General features: G+C 40.3%; 16 protein-coding genes and 2 tRNA genes. 9 read left to right on the forward strand and 9 right to left on the reverse strand.

Annotated elements, in window-relative coordinates:
• The first annotated feature begins 39 nt into the window (after nt 1-39).
• From PSPO_RS14085 to rraA, 3 genes are all read left to right on the forward strand, one after another.
• Nucleotides 40-717, forward strand: a complete 678-nt coding sequence (locus tag PSPO_RS14085; RefSeq protein ID WP_010561392.1) for a LipL32 family surface lipoprotein — start codon at nt 40-42, stop codon at nt 715-717.
• 144 nt (nt 718-861) lie between these two features.
• Nucleotides 862-1,179, forward strand: coding sequence for a YbjQ family protein (locus PSPO_RS14090; RefSeq protein WP_010561391.1), 318 nt, complete (start codon nt 862-864; stop codon nt 1,177-1,179).
• A gap of 102 nt (nt 1,180-1,281) precedes the next feature.
• Nucleotides 1,282-1,773 (forward strand): ribonuclease E activity regulator RraA, encoded by a 492-nt coding sequence (rraA, locus tag PSPO_RS14095; RefSeq protein ID WP_010561390.1) that lies wholly within the window; start codon nt 1,282-1,284, stop codon nt 1,771-1,773.
• A gap of 487 nt (nt 1,774-2,260) precedes the next feature.
• Here rraA and PSPO_RS14100 read toward each other — a convergent pair.
• Nucleotides 2,261-2,353: transfer RNA gene (locus tag PSPO_RS14100), tRNA-Ser, on the reverse strand.
• A gap of 19 nt (nt 2,354-2,372) precedes the next feature.
• Nucleotides 2,373-2,463, reverse strand: a tRNA-Ser gene (locus PSPO_RS14105).
• A gap of 240 nt (nt 2,464-2,703) precedes the next feature.
• Here PSPO_RS14105 and PSPO_RS14110 point away from each other — a divergent pair.
• Both PSPO_RS14110 and PSPO_RS14115 read left to right on the forward strand, forming a co-directional pair.
• The gene (locus PSPO_RS14110) at nt 2,704-2,997 is read left to right on the forward strand and encodes a DUF3718 domain-containing protein (RefSeq protein ID WP_096035297.1); all 294 of its coding nucleotides are present in this window, start codon (nt 2,704-2,706) and stop codon (nt 2,995-2,997) included.
• 292 nt (nt 2,998-3,289) lie between these two features.
• On the forward strand, nt 3,290-3,583 hold the full coding sequence (locus PSPO_RS14115) for a DUF3718 domain-containing protein (protein ID WP_010561388.1): 294 nt from the start codon (nt 3,290-3,292) through the stop codon (nt 3,581-3,583).
• An 85-nt stretch (nt 3,584-3,668) separates the two neighbouring features.
• Here the strand turns inward: PSPO_RS14115 and PSPO_RS14120 are convergent, their stop codons facing one another.
• The 3 genes from PSPO_RS14120 to PSPO_RS21680 form a co-directional block, all read right to left on the reverse strand.
• Nucleotides 3,669-4,349 (reverse strand): response regulator transcription factor, encoded by a 681-nt coding sequence (locus PSPO_RS14120; RefSeq protein ID WP_010561387.1) that lies wholly within the window; start codon nt 4,347-4,349, stop codon nt 3,669-3,671.
• Entirely contained in the window at nt 4,330-5,958 is a 1,629-nt protein-coding gene (locus PSPO_RS14125) for a sensor histidine kinase (RefSeq protein ID WP_010561386.1), read from the reverse strand. The genes PSPO_RS14120 and PSPO_RS14125 overlap by 20 nt, the downstream gene beginning before the upstream one ends.
• Before the next feature lie 399 nt (nt 5,959-6,357).
• On the reverse strand, nt 6,358-6,498 hold the full coding sequence (locus PSPO_RS21680) for a hypothetical protein (protein ID WP_158523452.1): 141 nt from the start codon (nt 6,496-6,498) through the stop codon (nt 6,358-6,360).
• Between the two features lie 221 nt (nt 6,499-6,719).
• Here PSPO_RS21680 and PSPO_RS14130 point away from each other — a divergent pair, with 221 nt between their 5' ends.
• Nucleotides 6,720-7,583, forward strand: a complete 864-nt coding sequence (locus tag PSPO_RS14130) for a diacylglycerol/lipid kinase family protein (protein ID WP_010561385.1) — start codon at nt 6,720-6,722, stop codon at nt 7,581-7,583.
• A 16-nt stretch (nt 7,584-7,599) separates the two neighbouring features.
• A complete protein-coding gene (locus tag PSPO_RS14135) occupies nt 7,600-10,362 on the forward strand; it encodes an HD domain-containing phosphohydrolase (protein WP_010561384.1) in 2,763 nt (920 codons plus the stop codon).
• A 58-nt stretch (nt 10,363-10,420) separates the two neighbouring features.
• Here the strand turns inward: PSPO_RS14135 and PSPO_RS14140 are convergent, their stop codons facing one another.
• Entirely contained in the window at nt 10,421-11,239 is an 819-nt protein-coding gene (locus PSPO_RS14140; RefSeq protein WP_010561383.1) for a YggN family protein, read from the reverse strand.
• A 278-nt stretch (nt 11,240-11,517) separates the two neighbouring features.
• Here PSPO_RS14140 and PSPO_RS14145 point away from each other — a divergent pair, with 278 nt between their 5' ends.
• On the forward strand, nt 11,518-11,697 hold the full coding sequence (locus PSPO_RS14145) for a PA3496 family putative envelope integrity protein (protein ID WP_040641207.1): 180 nt from the start codon (nt 11,518-11,520) through the stop codon (nt 11,695-11,697).
• A 289-nt stretch (nt 11,698-11,986) separates the two neighbouring features.
• On the opposite strand, the gene PSPO_RS14150 is transcribed toward PSPO_RS14145, so the two are convergent.
• The 3 genes from PSPO_RS14150 to PSPO_RS14160 all read right to left on the reverse strand — a co-directional run bounded on the left by PSPO_RS14150 (nt 11,987) and on the right by PSPO_RS14160 (nt 13,867).
• Nucleotides 11,987-12,427 (reverse strand): MarR family winged helix-turn-helix transcriptional regulator, encoded by a 441-nt coding sequence (locus PSPO_RS14150; RefSeq protein ID WP_010561382.1) that lies wholly within the window; start codon nt 12,425-12,427, stop codon nt 11,987-11,989.
• A gap of 1 nt (nt 12,428) precedes the next feature.
• Nucleotides 12,429-12,911 carry a glutathione peroxidase gene (locus tag PSPO_RS14155; RefSeq protein WP_010561381.1) on the reverse strand — a complete coding sequence of 161 codons (483 nt, stop codon included), beginning with the start codon at nt 12,909-12,911 and terminating at the stop codon, nt 12,429-12,431.
• 83 nt (nt 12,912-12,994) lie between these two features.
• Nucleotides 12,995-13,867, reverse strand: a complete 873-nt coding sequence (locus PSPO_RS14160; protein WP_010561380.1) for a LysR family transcriptional regulator — start codon at nt 13,865-13,867, stop codon at nt 12,995-12,997.
• 142 nt (nt 13,868-14,009) lie between these two features.
• On the opposite strand from PSPO_RS14160, the gene PSPO_RS14165 reads away from it, so the two are divergent.
• A complete protein-coding gene (locus PSPO_RS14165; protein WP_010561379.1) occupies nt 14,010-15,161 on the forward strand; it encodes an iron-containing alcohol dehydrogenase in 1,152 nt (383 codons plus the stop codon).
• Nucleotides 15,162-15,184 lie beyond the last annotated feature (23 nt).

Genomic DNA, 15,184 nt, shown 5'->3' on the forward strand with positions numbered 1-15,184 from the left:
GCCCGCGATTTTATAACACGGAATGAAAAGGAAATTTCAATGTTAAAAAAAGCACTTCTTGCTGCTTCTTCAGCTCTAGCTCTAACTGCATGTATGTCTGGTACTGGTCCTGCTCTTAAAAGCTCTGTAACACAAGGTGTTGCGGGTGTTGAAGCACGTCTACCATATGCTAACTACACGAACTACTTTGGTTATGTTGACGCATCTGTAAAACCAGAAGGTAAATACAAAAACAAAGACGCTTACTACCTATACGCTTGGGTACCAGCGGCAGTAGATGAAATTGGTGTATCTATGGTTTCACCAGCAACATCAACGCCTTCTGATAGCGACTTCGTAAACGTAAACTACACAAATAACTTCGAAAATGATTCTAAAACATATTTCGATACTTACATTGTGTTAGATCGCATGGACATTATTGACCCAGCGAAAATCAAAAACGGCGGTAAGTCACTACAAACTCTGACTTACAATGACGACAGCAGCGAACTACCTCAAAATCCAGGTGGTCAAAGCTACAACTCTCTACTGCGTCAAACTTCAGATATCAACAACCCAACAAAAGCACTTGTTCGTGGTGTATATCGCATCTCTTTCACTTCATTCCGCTCAGCGATTGAAGGTTCTTTTGAAGCTACTGTTGGTACAAACGTACCAGGCGTTAAAATTGCAGCTTCTTTAGATGAACTACATAACCTAGTAAACGAAGGTTAATTAGTTTCGAGCTCGACCCTATACCAATCGGTATAAGTCGAGCTCACTTTCCTTTTATCCTGTTTGTTACCCTTCTATCATTCTTCCTATTTCTTAATTCCGTATTCCCCTTACTCTAGCCACAAGCAAAACAGGAGTAAGAAAATGATTATTACCAATACCGAACAAGTCGCTAACTATCAAATTACGCAATCTCTAGGCTTAGTAACAGGTAATGTTGTACGCTCTAAACACGTAGGCCGTGACATTATGGCAAGTCTTAAAACTATCGTTGGTGGCGAGATTAGAGGCTACACGGAAATGATGACAGATGCCCGCTCAGTCGCTCAAGCACGAATGACAGAAGAAGCCCAGCGCTTAGGTGCAGACGCCGTGATTAATGTACGCTTTACCACAAGCGCTGTTGCCGCGGGCATGTCGGAGATCCTCGCTTACGGCACAGCTGTCAAAATCTCTAGATAATGAGTTATTTCAGCTAGAAATGTCAGTTATTGACGAGATAAATTTTTTACACATTCCAAGCAGTGCTTTAATTTATTTACTACAAAATAAATGGCACTGCTTATGACACACTTCACCACTCCCGACCTATACGACGAATATTCTGACCAACTTCAAGTAGCTAGCGCAGGGTTACTTCACTTTGGTAATGTTTCTACGTTCGCAGGCCAAGCAATCACCATCCAATGTCCAAATGATAACTCCAAGGTAGGTGAGTTACTCAAAAGCAACGGTGACGGTAAGGTATTAGTCGTCGACGCCAATAACGCTCAACAATTCGCTTTTTTAGGCGATAATCTTGCCAAGTTCGCCATCGAAAATAATTGGCAAGGCATTATTGTAAACGGCTGTGTGCGTGATGTTGAAATTTTAGAACAGATGTCTTTAGCAATTATGGCTAGAGGCTGTGTACCACGGAAGACGCAAAAACAAGGTTTAGGCGAACAAGTAAGAGCCGTCAGCTTTCTAGATGTCACTATTCATAATGGCGATTGGATTTATGGCGATCGCAATGGATTATTAGTAAGTAAATCACAACTGATTGAATTGGGATAATCGCTTCGAACTAAGAATCCGAACCAAAGCCTCGCTTCACAAGCCATAAAGCAAAAAACCCGCAAACTATTTATATGAGGTTTTAATTTGTGTTGTGCAATGGAAGGTAGTCGGGATTAACGCTCGTGAATCCTGCACTCGCCCACTACGTGGCGCGTTCGCGGCTCAAATTGTTCCTGACTATTCTTAAAATAAAGAACTTCGAACTCAGGGTTCGAACCAAAGCCTCGCTTCACAAGCCATAAAGCAAAAAACCCCGCAAACTATTTATGTGAGGCTTTAATTTGTTTTGTGCAATGGAAGGTAGTCGGGATTAACGCTCGTGCATCCTGCACTCGCCCACTACGTGGCGCGTCCGCGGCTCAAATTGTTCCTGACTATTCTTAAAATAAAGAACTTCGAACTCAGGGTTCGAACCAAAGCCTCGCTTCACAAGCCATAAAGCAAAAAACCCCGCAACAAGTTGCAGGGTTTTTTGCTTTATACATGGCGGAGAAGGAGGGATTCGAACCCTCGATAGGGCTACAAACCCTATACTCCCTTAGCAGGGGAGCGCCTTCGGCCACTCGGCCACCTCTCCAGCGCAAATACATTTAAAATGGCGGAGAGATAGGGATTTGAACCCTAGATAGGCTATTAACCTATGCCGGTTTTCAAGACCGGTGCTTTCAACCACTCAGCCATCTCTCCATGCGCAAAATAATACTCAGCCAACCTTAAACTGTAAATAGCAAAAAGTTTGTTTGCTCAAATAAACATCAAAAAATTAACATTTTTATTAAAAAAAGCAATTTTCACACCTTTATCATCAATATTTACCATCAATCCCCAAACATTACCGCTAATCATCTTGCCGAACTCAACCTTTTAAATATTCGTAATATAGAACCCAACAAAACGATTTAACTTCACCGCCATAGGGAATGAGACATGAATAAACTAATTACAGCAACTATCGCAGCAGCAAGCATTTTATCTTTCAACGCAGCCGCTAAAGTAACACCATCAGATAATAGCCTATCGTCAAAAATCTGCGCCGCAGCGGCAAATGAGCAAGATGGTAAATTACGTCGCTTACTTAAGCAGGAAAACAAAAACGTACGTAAGGCTGCTGAAAATATTTTATGTAACGGCAAATCACTTGAAGCGTTTGCGCAAGACATCAAAAACGCGAAAGTAGCGAAACAATTTAGCGATAACACAGACTTCATTGCTAAGCGCTAATAAACCAATTACCTGAAGTCAAAAGGGCGAGTTTACTCAAGTAAACTCGCCCTTTTCTGTGTTTAAACACTGTTAGGATTTTCTACTTTCGATACACCAAAAAATAGATGAAATTTTTATCTACTAAAACTGACTTTCAACGATAGCTTTTTGCCAAATCTCACTTATCACGCATATTTACCATCAATCACCAAACATTACCGCTAATCATTTTGCCGAACTCAACCTTTTAAAAATTCGTAATATAGAACCCAACAAAACGATTTAACTTCACCGCCATGAGGAATGAGACATGAATAAACTAATTACAGCAACTATCGCAGCAGCAAGCATTTTATCTTTCAGCGCAGCCGCTAAAGTAACACCATCAGATAATAGCCTATCGTCAAAAATCTGCGCCGCAGCGGCAAATGAGCAAGATGGTAAATTACGTCGCTTACTTAAGCAGGAAAACAAAAACGTACGTAAGGCTGCTGAAAATATTTTATGTAACGGCAAATCACTTGACGCGTTTGCGCAAGACATCAAAAACGCAAAAGTAGCGAAACAATTTAGCGATAACACAGACTTCATTGCTAAGCGCTAATAAACCAATTACCTGAAGTTAAAAGGGCGAGTTTACTCAAGTAAACTCGCCCTTTTTGATTTTTAAAGCCCTGCGACCTTGGCAATTATGCACAAACCAATCGGTAGCCTATGCCTCGCTTAGTTTCTATCATGCTCTCGTCTTGATCTGACAGCATTAGCTTTTTACGTAACTTACCAATATAAACATCAACAACATTGGTCATTGGATCCATTTCCATACCCCAAACATTGCTTAAAATGCGCTCGCGGCTAAGGTACTTGCCAGGGTTTGTCATTAGCAGTTCAAGTATCGCCATCTCTTTAACCGTTAGCGAAATTTCTTTATCTGCCAAGGTTACAATGTAGCTGTCACGATCAAATCTCAACTCTTCAAACGTTAGTGTATTCGAACGTGCTTTTTGCGATGGCTTGCGACGCGTAACCGCTTCAATTCGCGCCAAAAGTTCTTCATAGGCAAAAGGCTTAGTTACGTAATCATCTGCACCTAAACGTAAGCCGTGCACAATATCCTGAGAAGCATCCATGGCGGTCAGCATAATGATTGGAATCTCAAAGTTTTTAATGCGTAATGCCTGACACACTTCTAAGCCGTTTAAACCCGGAAGCATTATATCGAGCAAAATCAGATTAAAGTCGCCTTCAAGCGCTAGATCTAATCCCTCTTTACCGTCGCTGGCGCGCACCACAAAGTACCCTTCAGCACGTAATCCGCGCTCTAAAAAACTCGCTACGCGGTCATCGTCTTCAACTAATAAAATTCTCATTACGTTCCTCACCATTTAATGGTAATAGTATAGTCGCCACAGAGCCTACACCTGAAGCATTTGATTTTAAACTAATATGACCGCCATGCGCATCAACTATCGCTTTTGCAACAGGCAGACCTAACCCCGAACCCGGTGTGTTTGAACGGTTGCTACGATAAAAGCGTTCAAAAATATTTTCCAACTCTTGCTTAGTAACACCCTGACCTGCGTCAATTATTTTAATAATAACCACTTGCTGACGACACAATACTTTTACTTCTGTAATCGCATGTTCAGTCGAGTAGCTAAGTGCATTTTCTAACAAAATCATTAGTACTTGGCGGATTCTACGTTCATCAAGCTCAAGACTGATCTCTTCGCTAATATCAAATACTATATCTTGTTTACGCTCTTGCGCTTTACGACGGTACACATAACACAAATCCTGAATCAATTTTGATAGATTCACTTCACTACAAGAAAGCCTTAACTCACCTGCGCTCGACCGCGCAACTAGCATCAAATCATCGATCAATGCAGTGGTGTGACTTACTTGATCAACAACTGCAACAAGGGTTTCAAGGTAATCATCGACATTCTCTGAATGACTGCGTAACAAGATCTCTGATTCACCGCGAATTATTGTAAGAGGCGTGCGTAATTCATGAGAAATATCAGCTAAAAATTGGCGACGCTGCTTATCAACATACGCCAATTTTTCGTTACTCAAAGCCAAGGCTTTTGTCCGCTCTTGTACTTTTTCTTCCAGCTGAAGTTTAGCCTCACCCAATTCTGTTTGTTTGGTTTTTAGCTCACTTGCCATAAAGTTTAAGGCATCTGCAAGCTTGGCAAATTCGGTGTCTTTTAGTTTTGGAATACGGTGTTCTAGTTTGCCGGCTGTAAACTGGCTAGCTGCAAACTGAAGTTGTTTTGTTGCCTTTGAAATACGCTGCCAAAAAAACCAAATGGTCAGCATCATAAACAAACTTAATAGCCCGAGTGCAATTGCCAAGTAGCGGTTATTGCGCTCAGACATAATTTTACTGTTATCACGGATCGCTTCAGCCTGTAAATTTTCTTGCTTTACGGCCTCACTTATTAAGGCATTAAATTCAGCATGCACGCCCTGTTGCTGCAATAAACGATACAGGCTTTGCGCTTCAGATAATTCACCACGTGTAATAAGCGACCTGATTTCTTGCGAAGTCGTAATAATGCGCTCAACTTTTTGTGTTACTCGGTCTAACAACGCGAGTTCATTTTGCGTGCTGACCTCAGGTGCCAAAGCTACTTTTTTTAACAGGGAATTACGTACTTCAACAATTGCTGTACGCAACTTTTGCTCATTTTCTTCGCGTAACTCAGGCGCAAGCACGATGCCATTGCGCGACATTTCACCGATCGCAACAAGCTTTTCGAAAGTGTAAAGGGCAATATTTGAATACTGGTTAAGAATTTTATGAACAAGTTCTGATTTTTGTGCATTGTCTTTAAAGCGGTTTGAACTATCAAAGTAAAGACCTGCCATCGCTGAGCTGAACAGTGAAATAATCACTAACGCGATAAGTAATTTATGAGTAAGGCGACTTTGGATTTGATAAGGAAGGTGATTCAACTGCTTTTCCATTCAATGGGTTACCAACTAACTAGTGCATAAATACTAAGTTAGCCGTAAATTTGCGAGTTTACTATATTGTAAGAAGTAAAAAGAGTTAATAATTCACCTACCTATTAACTCTCACAACAACAATATTGGGATTGCGTTCCTGTCCCCTGAAAATACCATCGACTTAAATATTCTTGCGTCAATTAAAGCCGACGGTAATACAGGAACGCGAGACATATAGTAATGACAACAGCTAAATTAAGCCTGTTGAATTAATTAAACTTTCCTAAGTCATATTTAAAAATTAGTTAAACAACATAACTGACTTTAAAAAGCATTAGATTATTAAATAAAAAAGGCTGTAATTTATAAAATTACAGCCATTTAAACAGGTGCGAACGGTCGCAAATAAATCATCATTTATTTATATGCAACTGCGCCTGCTAATGCGAGTTTTTTGCCATAGCGGTTTAACTTAGCCAATAAGCTTTTTTTACCGTTATTAGAACGAGTTAATTGACCTTGAGATTGGCCACCTTGATTTAACGTTTGTTTAGTCATGTGATTGCTCCTGTTGTTTAACTAGGTGCTATTTTGCGTTCAAAAATGGTTAAAATCCAATCAATAAAATTACCATTTTGACATGAGTTTTTCTAATGCGAAATTAAAGTAACTATAGTTGCATATAAACTGCATAAATGTGCAAAACCCAATCCTATCTATTTGACCTAAAAGCCTTAAACGGGCAAGCTTGTGCTTAGCGTTTTATTAATCACCATTTCATGAATAAACATTATCTAATTGTTTTAAACCCACTACCAAATAAACAAAAAAAATATTGGTTAAATTGGCTCGTTACCACCTTAAAGCAGCAACAACATAGCTACTATATTTTTACGACCTCAGCAGTATTAGCGGATAACCAACTTTTCTTTAAACAACATTTGGCAGAGTACACTGAAGTGATCATGCTGGGTGGTGATGGCACGCTGCACTTGCTAGCCAATTGTATGGCTTACAGCAACAAACCAATTACCGTTTTGCCGTGCGGTACAGGTAACGACTTTATGCGCAATTTTGCCTATAGCAAACAACAACTAAAGCAGTTAGTACAAAGCGATCGCGTAATCACGATTGATTTAGGAAGAGTTAATGCGCGTTATTTTATTAACAGTGCCGGCGTAGGCTTTGACGCTGAAATCGTAGAGCGTACCAAAGGAAATAAAGGCTGGTTAGCGCGTTTCAGCTATTTATATCATACCCTTGCTTGTCTTGTATTCTTTAAGGAATCACTCTTATCATTACAGCAGCAAGGTAAAGAAACGCATTATAAAAACTTTCTTACGGTGTTTGCTAATGGCAAATACTTTGGCGGCGGTATGAAAATTGCGCCCAACGCAGAGCTAAACTCGTCGCATTTAATGCGTTACAGCGTGGAAAAAACGCATTTAGCCAAAAAGCTCTGGGCTTTACCTAAGCTCTATTACGGTAAACATATTTCGCTACCAGAAGTGAAGGAACACGCATTTACACAACTTGAAGTCCTAACCCCAAACTTGCCTGTGCAAGCAGATGGAGAATCTGCAGGCTACACACCTGTGGTGATTGAAGTAGCTAAAAGCGCGTTAACGATAAAAATCATTTAATTGCAGTGAGTTAATCATGCCAAAACTGAGCATTATCACATTTTCGACTATTGCTGTTTTGATGTCGTCGTTACTCATTAGTAGCACATTTATTTATCTGAATTATCAAAATCGCTTGGAGTATGCCACAACTCAAGCGCTCAATAATCATCAACAAGCGCTCAAAGATGTGCTAACACGTATTCGTTCTGATTACAGTAACGAACACAAAGTCATCAATAGCCTTATTTACCGTTATCAAGCAAAGCAAGCGCTCCTTAAAGAGTTTCCCCCGTTGCTGTTACGCGAACTCAGTATGTTTTTACACAGTGACGAACATGCCGATGCCATAATGATCGTTACAGCAGATAATACCCTTTGGGCACTGCACCAAATTAAATCTGCCGAAACAAAAGGCTTATTTGGCGCACCACACAACGCTTATTTTTTACTGCAAAAGATAAACGATAATAAAGAAGTTCGTTCTTTTTATGATCAAGCGCTAACACTAATCGAAAAACAAGCACTTCCCGCCACACTTAATATCGAAGAGCGTCCATGGTACCAACAAGCCAAAACCGCTCACAAGGTTACCGTGGTTGAGCCTTATCTTGACAACTTTCGCAACGAAAAAGTGTTTTCGATGGTGAAACAAGTTAATCAACTCACGGTAAACCTAGACCTTAATTCACAAGCACTGTCCGAAAGCATGCGCCATGACGCACTCAAATTTAACACTTGGCTGTTTTTAATGAACAGTCAAAATAAGCTTTTAGCGTTACAAGATGGTCAGAATATTCAATTAAATAACCAACGAATTGCCCCTTGGCAAACGTGGTTAGCCCACTCCGCAGCAAAGGTAAGATCATCGGATAGTCATTCACTCACGAAAATACAAACTAAAAATCAGTCATGGTATATCAGTGCATCAGAAATAAATAATGAAGAAGGTAGCAACATCATGTTAGTTGCTGCCACCGAAGCAGAGGATATTCTCGCACCGATATATGCACAGCTGTATCAATGGTTGTTTATCTCTATTGGATTATGTTTATTAGTATTACCCTTGAGTTATTTTGTTGCTCACCTTATGACGCGTCCCATTCGTCAAGTAAACGAATATGCGTCACTGTTAGCCAATTTCGAAGCACCTAAAAAATCAACTCGCTATGCCCTGGTAACTGAAATTGAAGAACTAGCTCATAGTTTAGAACTTCTTCACAGTAACTTAGTGGAGTTTTTCAGCCTGCTTGAAACCCTTTCAAAAGAACAAAACTTACAACATTTAATCGATAAAATAGCCATAAAATCGATGCAAATGATGCATGCCGAAGGGTGTTTGATTCTTCTTACGAAAAACCAAACATTAGTAGCGGAATTCTTACAGTATCATAAGCAAAAATTCACGCTCGATAATCTGCCCAATATCGACTGGCACGCGTTATACACTACTTGTGATACAACAAAGATAAATCAATTACCTGAAACGTTACAAACCCTGTTTTCACAAGCCGATTCAGAGTGCTACCAAGTGCTTGTGCCGCTAAAAAATCGCGAACAACAGGTTATTGGCTTACAAATATATTTTTATCCTGTAAGTATGCCGCAAGAGCACATTAGTCTTAAGCTTGCTGAGCAAGTTGCCGCGTTTTTTGGTGTCGCAATTGAAGGGCGAAAGCTGGTCAATAGACAAGAGAAGTTGCTCGATTCCTTTATTCAAGTCATTGCGGGTGCGATTGATACTAAATCTCACTATACGGGTAAACACTGTCAACGAGTGCCTGAGCTTGCCACACAAATTGCTGAAGCAGCGAGTCAATCCACGCAGTTTCCTAATTTTCATTTTGATGAAAGTGCGAGGCGCCAACTTTCCATCGCGGCTTGGTTACATGACTGTGGCAAAGTCACAACGCCAGAATACATAGTGGACAAAGCCACCCGATTAGAAACCATTTACAACCGCATTCATGAAATTAGAACGCGTTTTGAAGTAGTAAAACGTGATTTAGAAATTGACGCGCTAAAAGAAATCCTAGCCGGTGCGGATAAAAGCGCAGTCAATGCTAAATTAATGAAACAAATAAAGCAGTTAGAAAGTGACTTTGCGCATGTAGCTTATTGCAATAGCGCTGAGTTTGTATCAGACAGTGACAAAAACAAACTCCATGAAATCGCACAACTGAATTGGCAACCATACTTTAATGAGCGTCTAGGGTTATCACAAGAAGAGTTAACGCAATACACTGATTACCCGGAGGTTTCTGAGCTTAGTATTTTGACCGATAAGCCAAGTCACTTGCTTTATAATCAAAACTTACGCTGCGATAGCACTAAGTATAATTTACAACAACCCGAGTTAAGAAATAACCTTGGTGAACTCTATAATCTAAGTGTGAGTGCCGGTACTATTAATTCTGAAGAGCGCTATGCGATCAACCATCACATCATTCAAACAATTGAAATTCTTGAGAAGCTACCATTTCCAAAACATTTAAGCAGAGTGCCAGAGATCGCAGGCGCACATCATGAAAAACTTAATGGTAAAGGTTACCCCAAAGGGCTGTTTGGTGAGCAAATTAGTTTTGAAGCGCGCATTCTAGCAATTGCTGATATTTTTGAAGCACTCACCGCCTCGGATCGGCCTTATAAAACAGCTAAGACCCTGTCACAAGCCCTTGGCATAATGCAACAACTCGCAAGTAAAGGCGAGCTAGACCAAGATTTACTCAACTTTTTCATTGCTGAAAAGATCCCGGAACACTATGGGGAAGTTCATTTAAAAGCTGAACAACTCAATTAAAAAGGGAGCTAATGCTCCCTAAAATGATGACTGACGCTGTAACTAATGTTTACTTACATTAGATAGATGACTTTTTAGTTTCCACTTTAAATACATCGTAATTTGCAAGTGCCGGAATACGCGCTTGTAACTCATCCTCTTGCATTGCTAGGTCTTTAAAGTCAAAACACATTTGGTCTGCTCTTTGCTCAATATTCTTCGCTTGTAGCTCAACTTTTTCTTCAATTTGCTCGCCCATACGTTCCATGCGTTGCTCAAACTCACTCATATCGCCGCCAGAACTTAACATTTCGCTACCTAGCGTAATCAGTAAGCTGCCAATGGATTCCATAATCATTTCTTCCATTGCTTGTTCCATCTGCTGGTCGAACTTACTATCGAATGTGTCGCCAATGTTATCGAAACGGCCTTGATCCATAATGAATGTGCCACCGTCATAAAATGCAGCGTGAATTTCATCGCCAATCTCTGACATCATTTGTTCCATTGTAGCCATATTTTTTAAGCCAAATGCATTGCCCACTTCGCTTAGCGCAACACCTGCTAACGCGACACCTTCCATCGCTATCTCAGCCACTTGTGGAACCTGACCGCGCACATCGCTAGAGTAACGGGCAAGTAATGTTTGATCCGCTGCAGAGAGTGACTGAGCTTCGCCATTAATCTGCAAGTTACCATCTTGGTCAATAACTACTTCACCTGAAGCGGCTTTGATATTAACCGTATCAGGTGTAATTGATAGGGTGTTGTTAAATTCTAAATTGCAGCTATCCGACGAAAAGCTCATATTGCTATCGTGACCATCTTGATGTGCTACTGCACTTGTTGATAAGCCAATACACGCTGCCACTGCTGTTGTTAAAAGTAATTGTTTCATAGTGATTCCCGTATCTTTTGCGTTTTAATTTTTTCTCTCGTTGATATAGCTATATCAAGGTCAGTGCCAAATTTAAAAAACACTTAAAATACATATAGATAACTATTTTCTCGTAACTTTAAGAGCTTCTAAAAAACATGTAAAAACTAAAAAATAGTAAATTTAACCATATGAATTGTGTATTTGACTAAGTTATTTGAAATATATTTACTTGCGCAAAATACAATAATGGTTATTACTGTTTATGAGTGCTTACACATTTAATGTTGAGGGTGATCATGAAAGACAATTACCAAAACATAAACAATCAAGAGCCGCTAAATAGCGATTTAGAAAACAACCAAGAAAACGAACATAAACGCGAAGTTAAAAAACGTTTAGAAGATATTTTAGAAAGAAAGCGATTACGAAAATCGATTGGCATGGATGACACCCACAATTACTGGGATGAGCTATAACAGCATTTCGCGCCATTGTTTAAAAACAATAATTAGCCACTGTTGATGTTTTATGTGGCGGGTATTTCACACCCCTAATTCCAAACTTAGTCACACAAAAATAATAAAAATCAGCCAATACACATTAATCCATAGAAGTAGAACGTGTTGACCTTTGTGGTCTAAATTCTGTTCAAATTCAAAGCTTTTTGATCGCGGCGTTGTCTTGTAGGCCAGCGGACTAAATCAATAAGCAACAACAAAGAACAAAACGCTTTAGTTAATCTGAACGAATTCACCTAAATTTAGGTTAACTGTGTTCGTTTAACTGCAACATTAAATCACCGAGCAATGCTTTTAGTTGGGACGCTTTATCAAGATCTAACCCTACTTTATCTACCAGTTGTGAAGGTAGGCACGAAAGCGATTGCTGTAGCGAGTTACCGTAATCAGTTAAATAAATACGTACTTTTCGCTCATCCCAATCATCACGCCTGCGCTCAATTAAATTGTTGTCGGCCATACGCTTTAAAATAGGCGTTAATGTATTATTGTTTAAAATTGCCTGCTGCCCAATCTCCCCCACAGTAACGCCATCTTGCTGCCATAAAATCAGTAAAATAACGTACTGCGGATAAGTTAGTTTGTATTTGTCTAACTCAGGCTGGTAAAGCCGCGTCACTAGACGTGACGCCGCATAAATTGGAAAGCAAAGTTGATTTTCTAACAGTTGCTCGGGCTTACTTGCCATACTATTGCGCCAGCGCTTTTTCGATATAGCTAGCAAGTGCGTCAGGTTTTGTTGTTGGCGCAAAACGCTTAACTGGTTTTCCATCTCGGCCAATTAAAAACTTAGTAAAGTTCCACTTAATTTTATTGCCTAAAATACCCGACAATTCAGTGCGTAAATACTTATAAAGTGGGTGGCTATTTTCACCATTTACATCGATTTTCTCTGTCATAGTGAAATCAACGCCATAGTTAATTAAACATTCACCCTGAATTTGTTCCGGCGAGCCTGGTTCTTGTTGGCCAAACTGGTTACACGGGCAACCAATAATAACTAAACCTTGGTCGCTATACTTTTTGTGTAACGCTTGAAGACCTTCATATTGTGGTGTTAATCCACACTTACTCGCTGTATTTACCACTAATACGACTTTGCCTGCAAAATCTGCAAAGTCGATATTCTGACCTTGCAAACTGTTAATACTAAATTGATAAAATGGTGTCATTAGCTTTCTCCTCTATTGCAGCCAAATATATCGCGCACGACATAATCGCACAATAATAGTTCAAAAATTGAAATAAATCGCGGTCATCTCGATTTAAACTCTTCAATTAAAAAATCTATTAATAAACGTACTCTTAAGGGCATTAGATCACGGTTGGGGTAAACCAGCCAAGAAGCGTTATCTGCAACTTGATATGAGTCTAATAAGCTTACTAATTTGCCACTTTCAATATAGTCCCCAACAATATCATACGCTAGATGAGCAATGCCTAAGCCCGATAAACACGCTTGCAGCAGCGCTTCTCCATTATTGCTGCGCCAACGTCCAGCCACCTTAAACTCTTTAATATTGTCGCCCATATTAAAGCGCCAACGGTTAGTCACCGCGATTAAACAATTATGCTCTATCAATTGCTCTGGGTGGCTTGGTGCAGGAAACCTTGCTAAGTACTCAGGCGATGCAACTAAAGTCATAACACGTGTTGAAAGTGGCCGCGCAATTAAATTAGAGTCAGCCATTCGGCCAAATCGAATTGCTAAATCAACGCCTTCGGCAATCAAATCTACATTGCGGTTATTAAAATCCATGGTAATCGACACTTGTGAATAACGCTGACAAAACTGCGCAAGCTTAGGCGCAATTTGCTTTGAGGCAAAATCGCCAGCACACGAGATTTTAATCTTGCCCTTCGGCTCTTGTTGTTCACCTTGCAGCGCTAGGTTAGCCTCTTCCATTGCTGATTGAATCGAGTGTAATGAGGCCGCATATTGCTGCCCAGCTTCAGTTAAATTAAGCGAACGCGTTGTTCGTTTTAACAGCGCAACACCCAATCTCGACTCTAATTGCGAGACGCTACGGCTAATATGTGATGTTGACACATCAAGCACTTTAGCAGCTTGAGTAAAGCTACCACTGTCTACTACAGCCAAAAATTCGTTGATCCCTTGCCAGTTCATACTAAGCACCTATGCAAAAATAGAAATTAGAACACACTTATTATTGCATACATGCAAAAGTGATTTGTCAACAGTGGGGATTATCCCAACTCAGAAAAACGTTAGACTGGCTTTAATTACCGTACCTAATTGAGGCAATACAATGGAATTTAGTTTTGTAAATCCAACTAAAATTATTTTTGGCCAAGGCCAAATCGCAAGTGTTCAACACGAGATCCCACAGTCAGCAAAAGTACTGGTTATTTATGGCGGTGGCAGTATTAAACAAAATGGTATTTACCAGCAGGTAACCGATGCCCTAAGTGGACACCAAGTTTTTGAGTTTTCGGGTATTGAGCCAAATCCGAGTTATGAAACCGCAATGCGTGCCGTTGCGCAAATCAAAGAGCACAACATCGATTATTTACTTGCGGTAGGCGGTGGCTCCGTTATTGATGGTACGAAGTTTATTGCTGCTGCGGCCAAGTTCGATGGTGAACCATGGGATATTTTAGCAAAAGCAGCAGAAGTAACAGACGCCCTGCCAATTGGTGTTGTACTTACCTTACCTGCGACAGGCTCGGAATCAAATAGCTACTCAGTTGTGTCTAAGCTCGACACCAACGACAAGCTGCCGTTTGCAAGTGAAAAAGTACAACCAAAGTTCGCTGTACTTGATGCACAAGTAACAAAAACACTACCAGAAAGACAATTAGCGAACGGTGTCGTTGACGCATTTGTGCACGTTATGGAGCAATACTTAACATTTGACCATGGCGCCAAAGTGCAAGATCGCTTTGCTGAAGGCTTATTGCATACGCTAATTGAAGATGGCCCACGTGTGTTCGCAGAACCAGATAATATGATGGTTCGTGAAAACCTAATGTGGTCGGCAACTATGGCACTAAACGGGCTAATTGGTGCAGGTGTACCACAAGACTGGTCTACACATATGCTTGGTCATGAGGTAACTGCATTATACGGCTTAGATCACGCGCAAACTCTCGCCATTGTGCTGCCACGTATGATGAACGCTATGCGCCAACAAAAAGAAGCGAAATTATTGCAGTATGCTGAACGTATTTGGGGTATTACAGAGCAAGATAAAAACTTAGCCATTGACCAAGCGATTGAAAAAACCGAGGCGTTTTTCCACTCGGTAAACATGCCAACACGTTTAAGCGATTACCAGTTAGATGAAAAAGTAGCTGATGCCGTCGTTGAACAACTTGAACGTCACGGTATGACTGAGCTGGGTGAAAGCCAACAAGTAACACTTGATATAAGCCGCGCAGTATTAAAGGCGTCGGTTTAAGCGCCCACCTATAAACTCTAACT

The sequence above is a fragment of the Pseudoalteromonas spongiae UST010723-006 genome, from assembly GCF_000238255.3.
Lineage (GTDB): Bacteria > Pseudomonadota > Gammaproteobacteria > Enterobacterales > Alteromonadaceae > Pseudoalteromonas > Pseudoalteromonas spongiae.

Coding starts and splice junctions, on each gene's coding strand:
- PSPO_RS14085 (WP_010561392.1), top strand. CDS start 40: ATGTTAAAAAAAGCACTTCTTGCTGCTTCTTCAGCTCTAGCTCTAACT.
- PSPO_RS14090 (WP_010561391.1), top strand. CDS start 862: ATGATTATTACCAATACCGAACAAGTCGCTAACTATCAAATTACGCAA.
- rraA (WP_010561390.1), top strand. CDS start 1,282: ATGACACACTTCACCACTCCCGACCTATACGACGAATATTCTGACCAA.
- PSPO_RS14110 (WP_096035297.1), top strand. CDS start 2,704: ATGAATAAACTAATTACAGCAACTATCGCAGCAGCAAGCATTTTATCT.
- PSPO_RS14115 (WP_010561388.1), top strand. CDS start 3,290: ATGAATAAACTAATTACAGCAACTATCGCAGCAGCAAGCATTTTATCT.
- PSPO_RS14120 (WP_010561387.1), bottom strand. CDS start 4,349: ATGAGAATTTTATTAGTTGAAGACGATGACCGCGTAGCGAGTTTTTTA.
- PSPO_RS14125 (WP_010561386.1), bottom strand. CDS start 5,958: ATGGAAAAGCAGTTGAATCACCTTCCTTATCAAATCCAAAGTCGCCTT.
- PSPO_RS21680 (WP_158523452.1), bottom strand. CDS start 6,498: ATGACTAAACAAACGTTAAATCAAGGTGGCCAATCTCAAGGTCAATTA.
- PSPO_RS14130 (WP_010561385.1), top strand. CDS start 6,720: ATGAATAAACATTATCTAATTGTTTTAAACCCACTACCAAATAAACAA.
- PSPO_RS14135 (WP_010561384.1), top strand. CDS start 7,600: ATGCCAAAACTGAGCATTATCACATTTTCGACTATTGCTGTTTTGATG.
- PSPO_RS14140 (WP_010561383.1), bottom strand. CDS start 11,239: ATGAAACAATTACTTTTAACAACAGCAGTGGCAGCGTGTATTGGCTTA.
- PSPO_RS14145 (WP_040641207.1), top strand. CDS start 11,518: ATGAAAGACAATTACCAAAACATAAACAATCAAGAGCCGCTAAATAGC.
- PSPO_RS14150 (WP_010561382.1), bottom strand. CDS start 12,427: ATGGCAAGTAAGCCCGAGCAACTGTTAGAAAATCAACTTTGCTTTCCA.
- PSPO_RS14155 (WP_010561381.1), bottom strand. CDS start 12,911: ATGACACCATTTTATCAATTTAGTATTAACAGTTTGCAAGGTCAGAAT.
- PSPO_RS14160 (WP_010561380.1), bottom strand. CDS start 13,867: ATGAACTGGCAAGGGATCAACGAATTTTTGGCTGTAGTAGACAGTGGT.
- PSPO_RS14165 (WP_010561379.1), top strand. CDS start 14,010: ATGGAATTTAGTTTTGTAAATCCAACTAAAATTATTTTTGGCCAAGGC.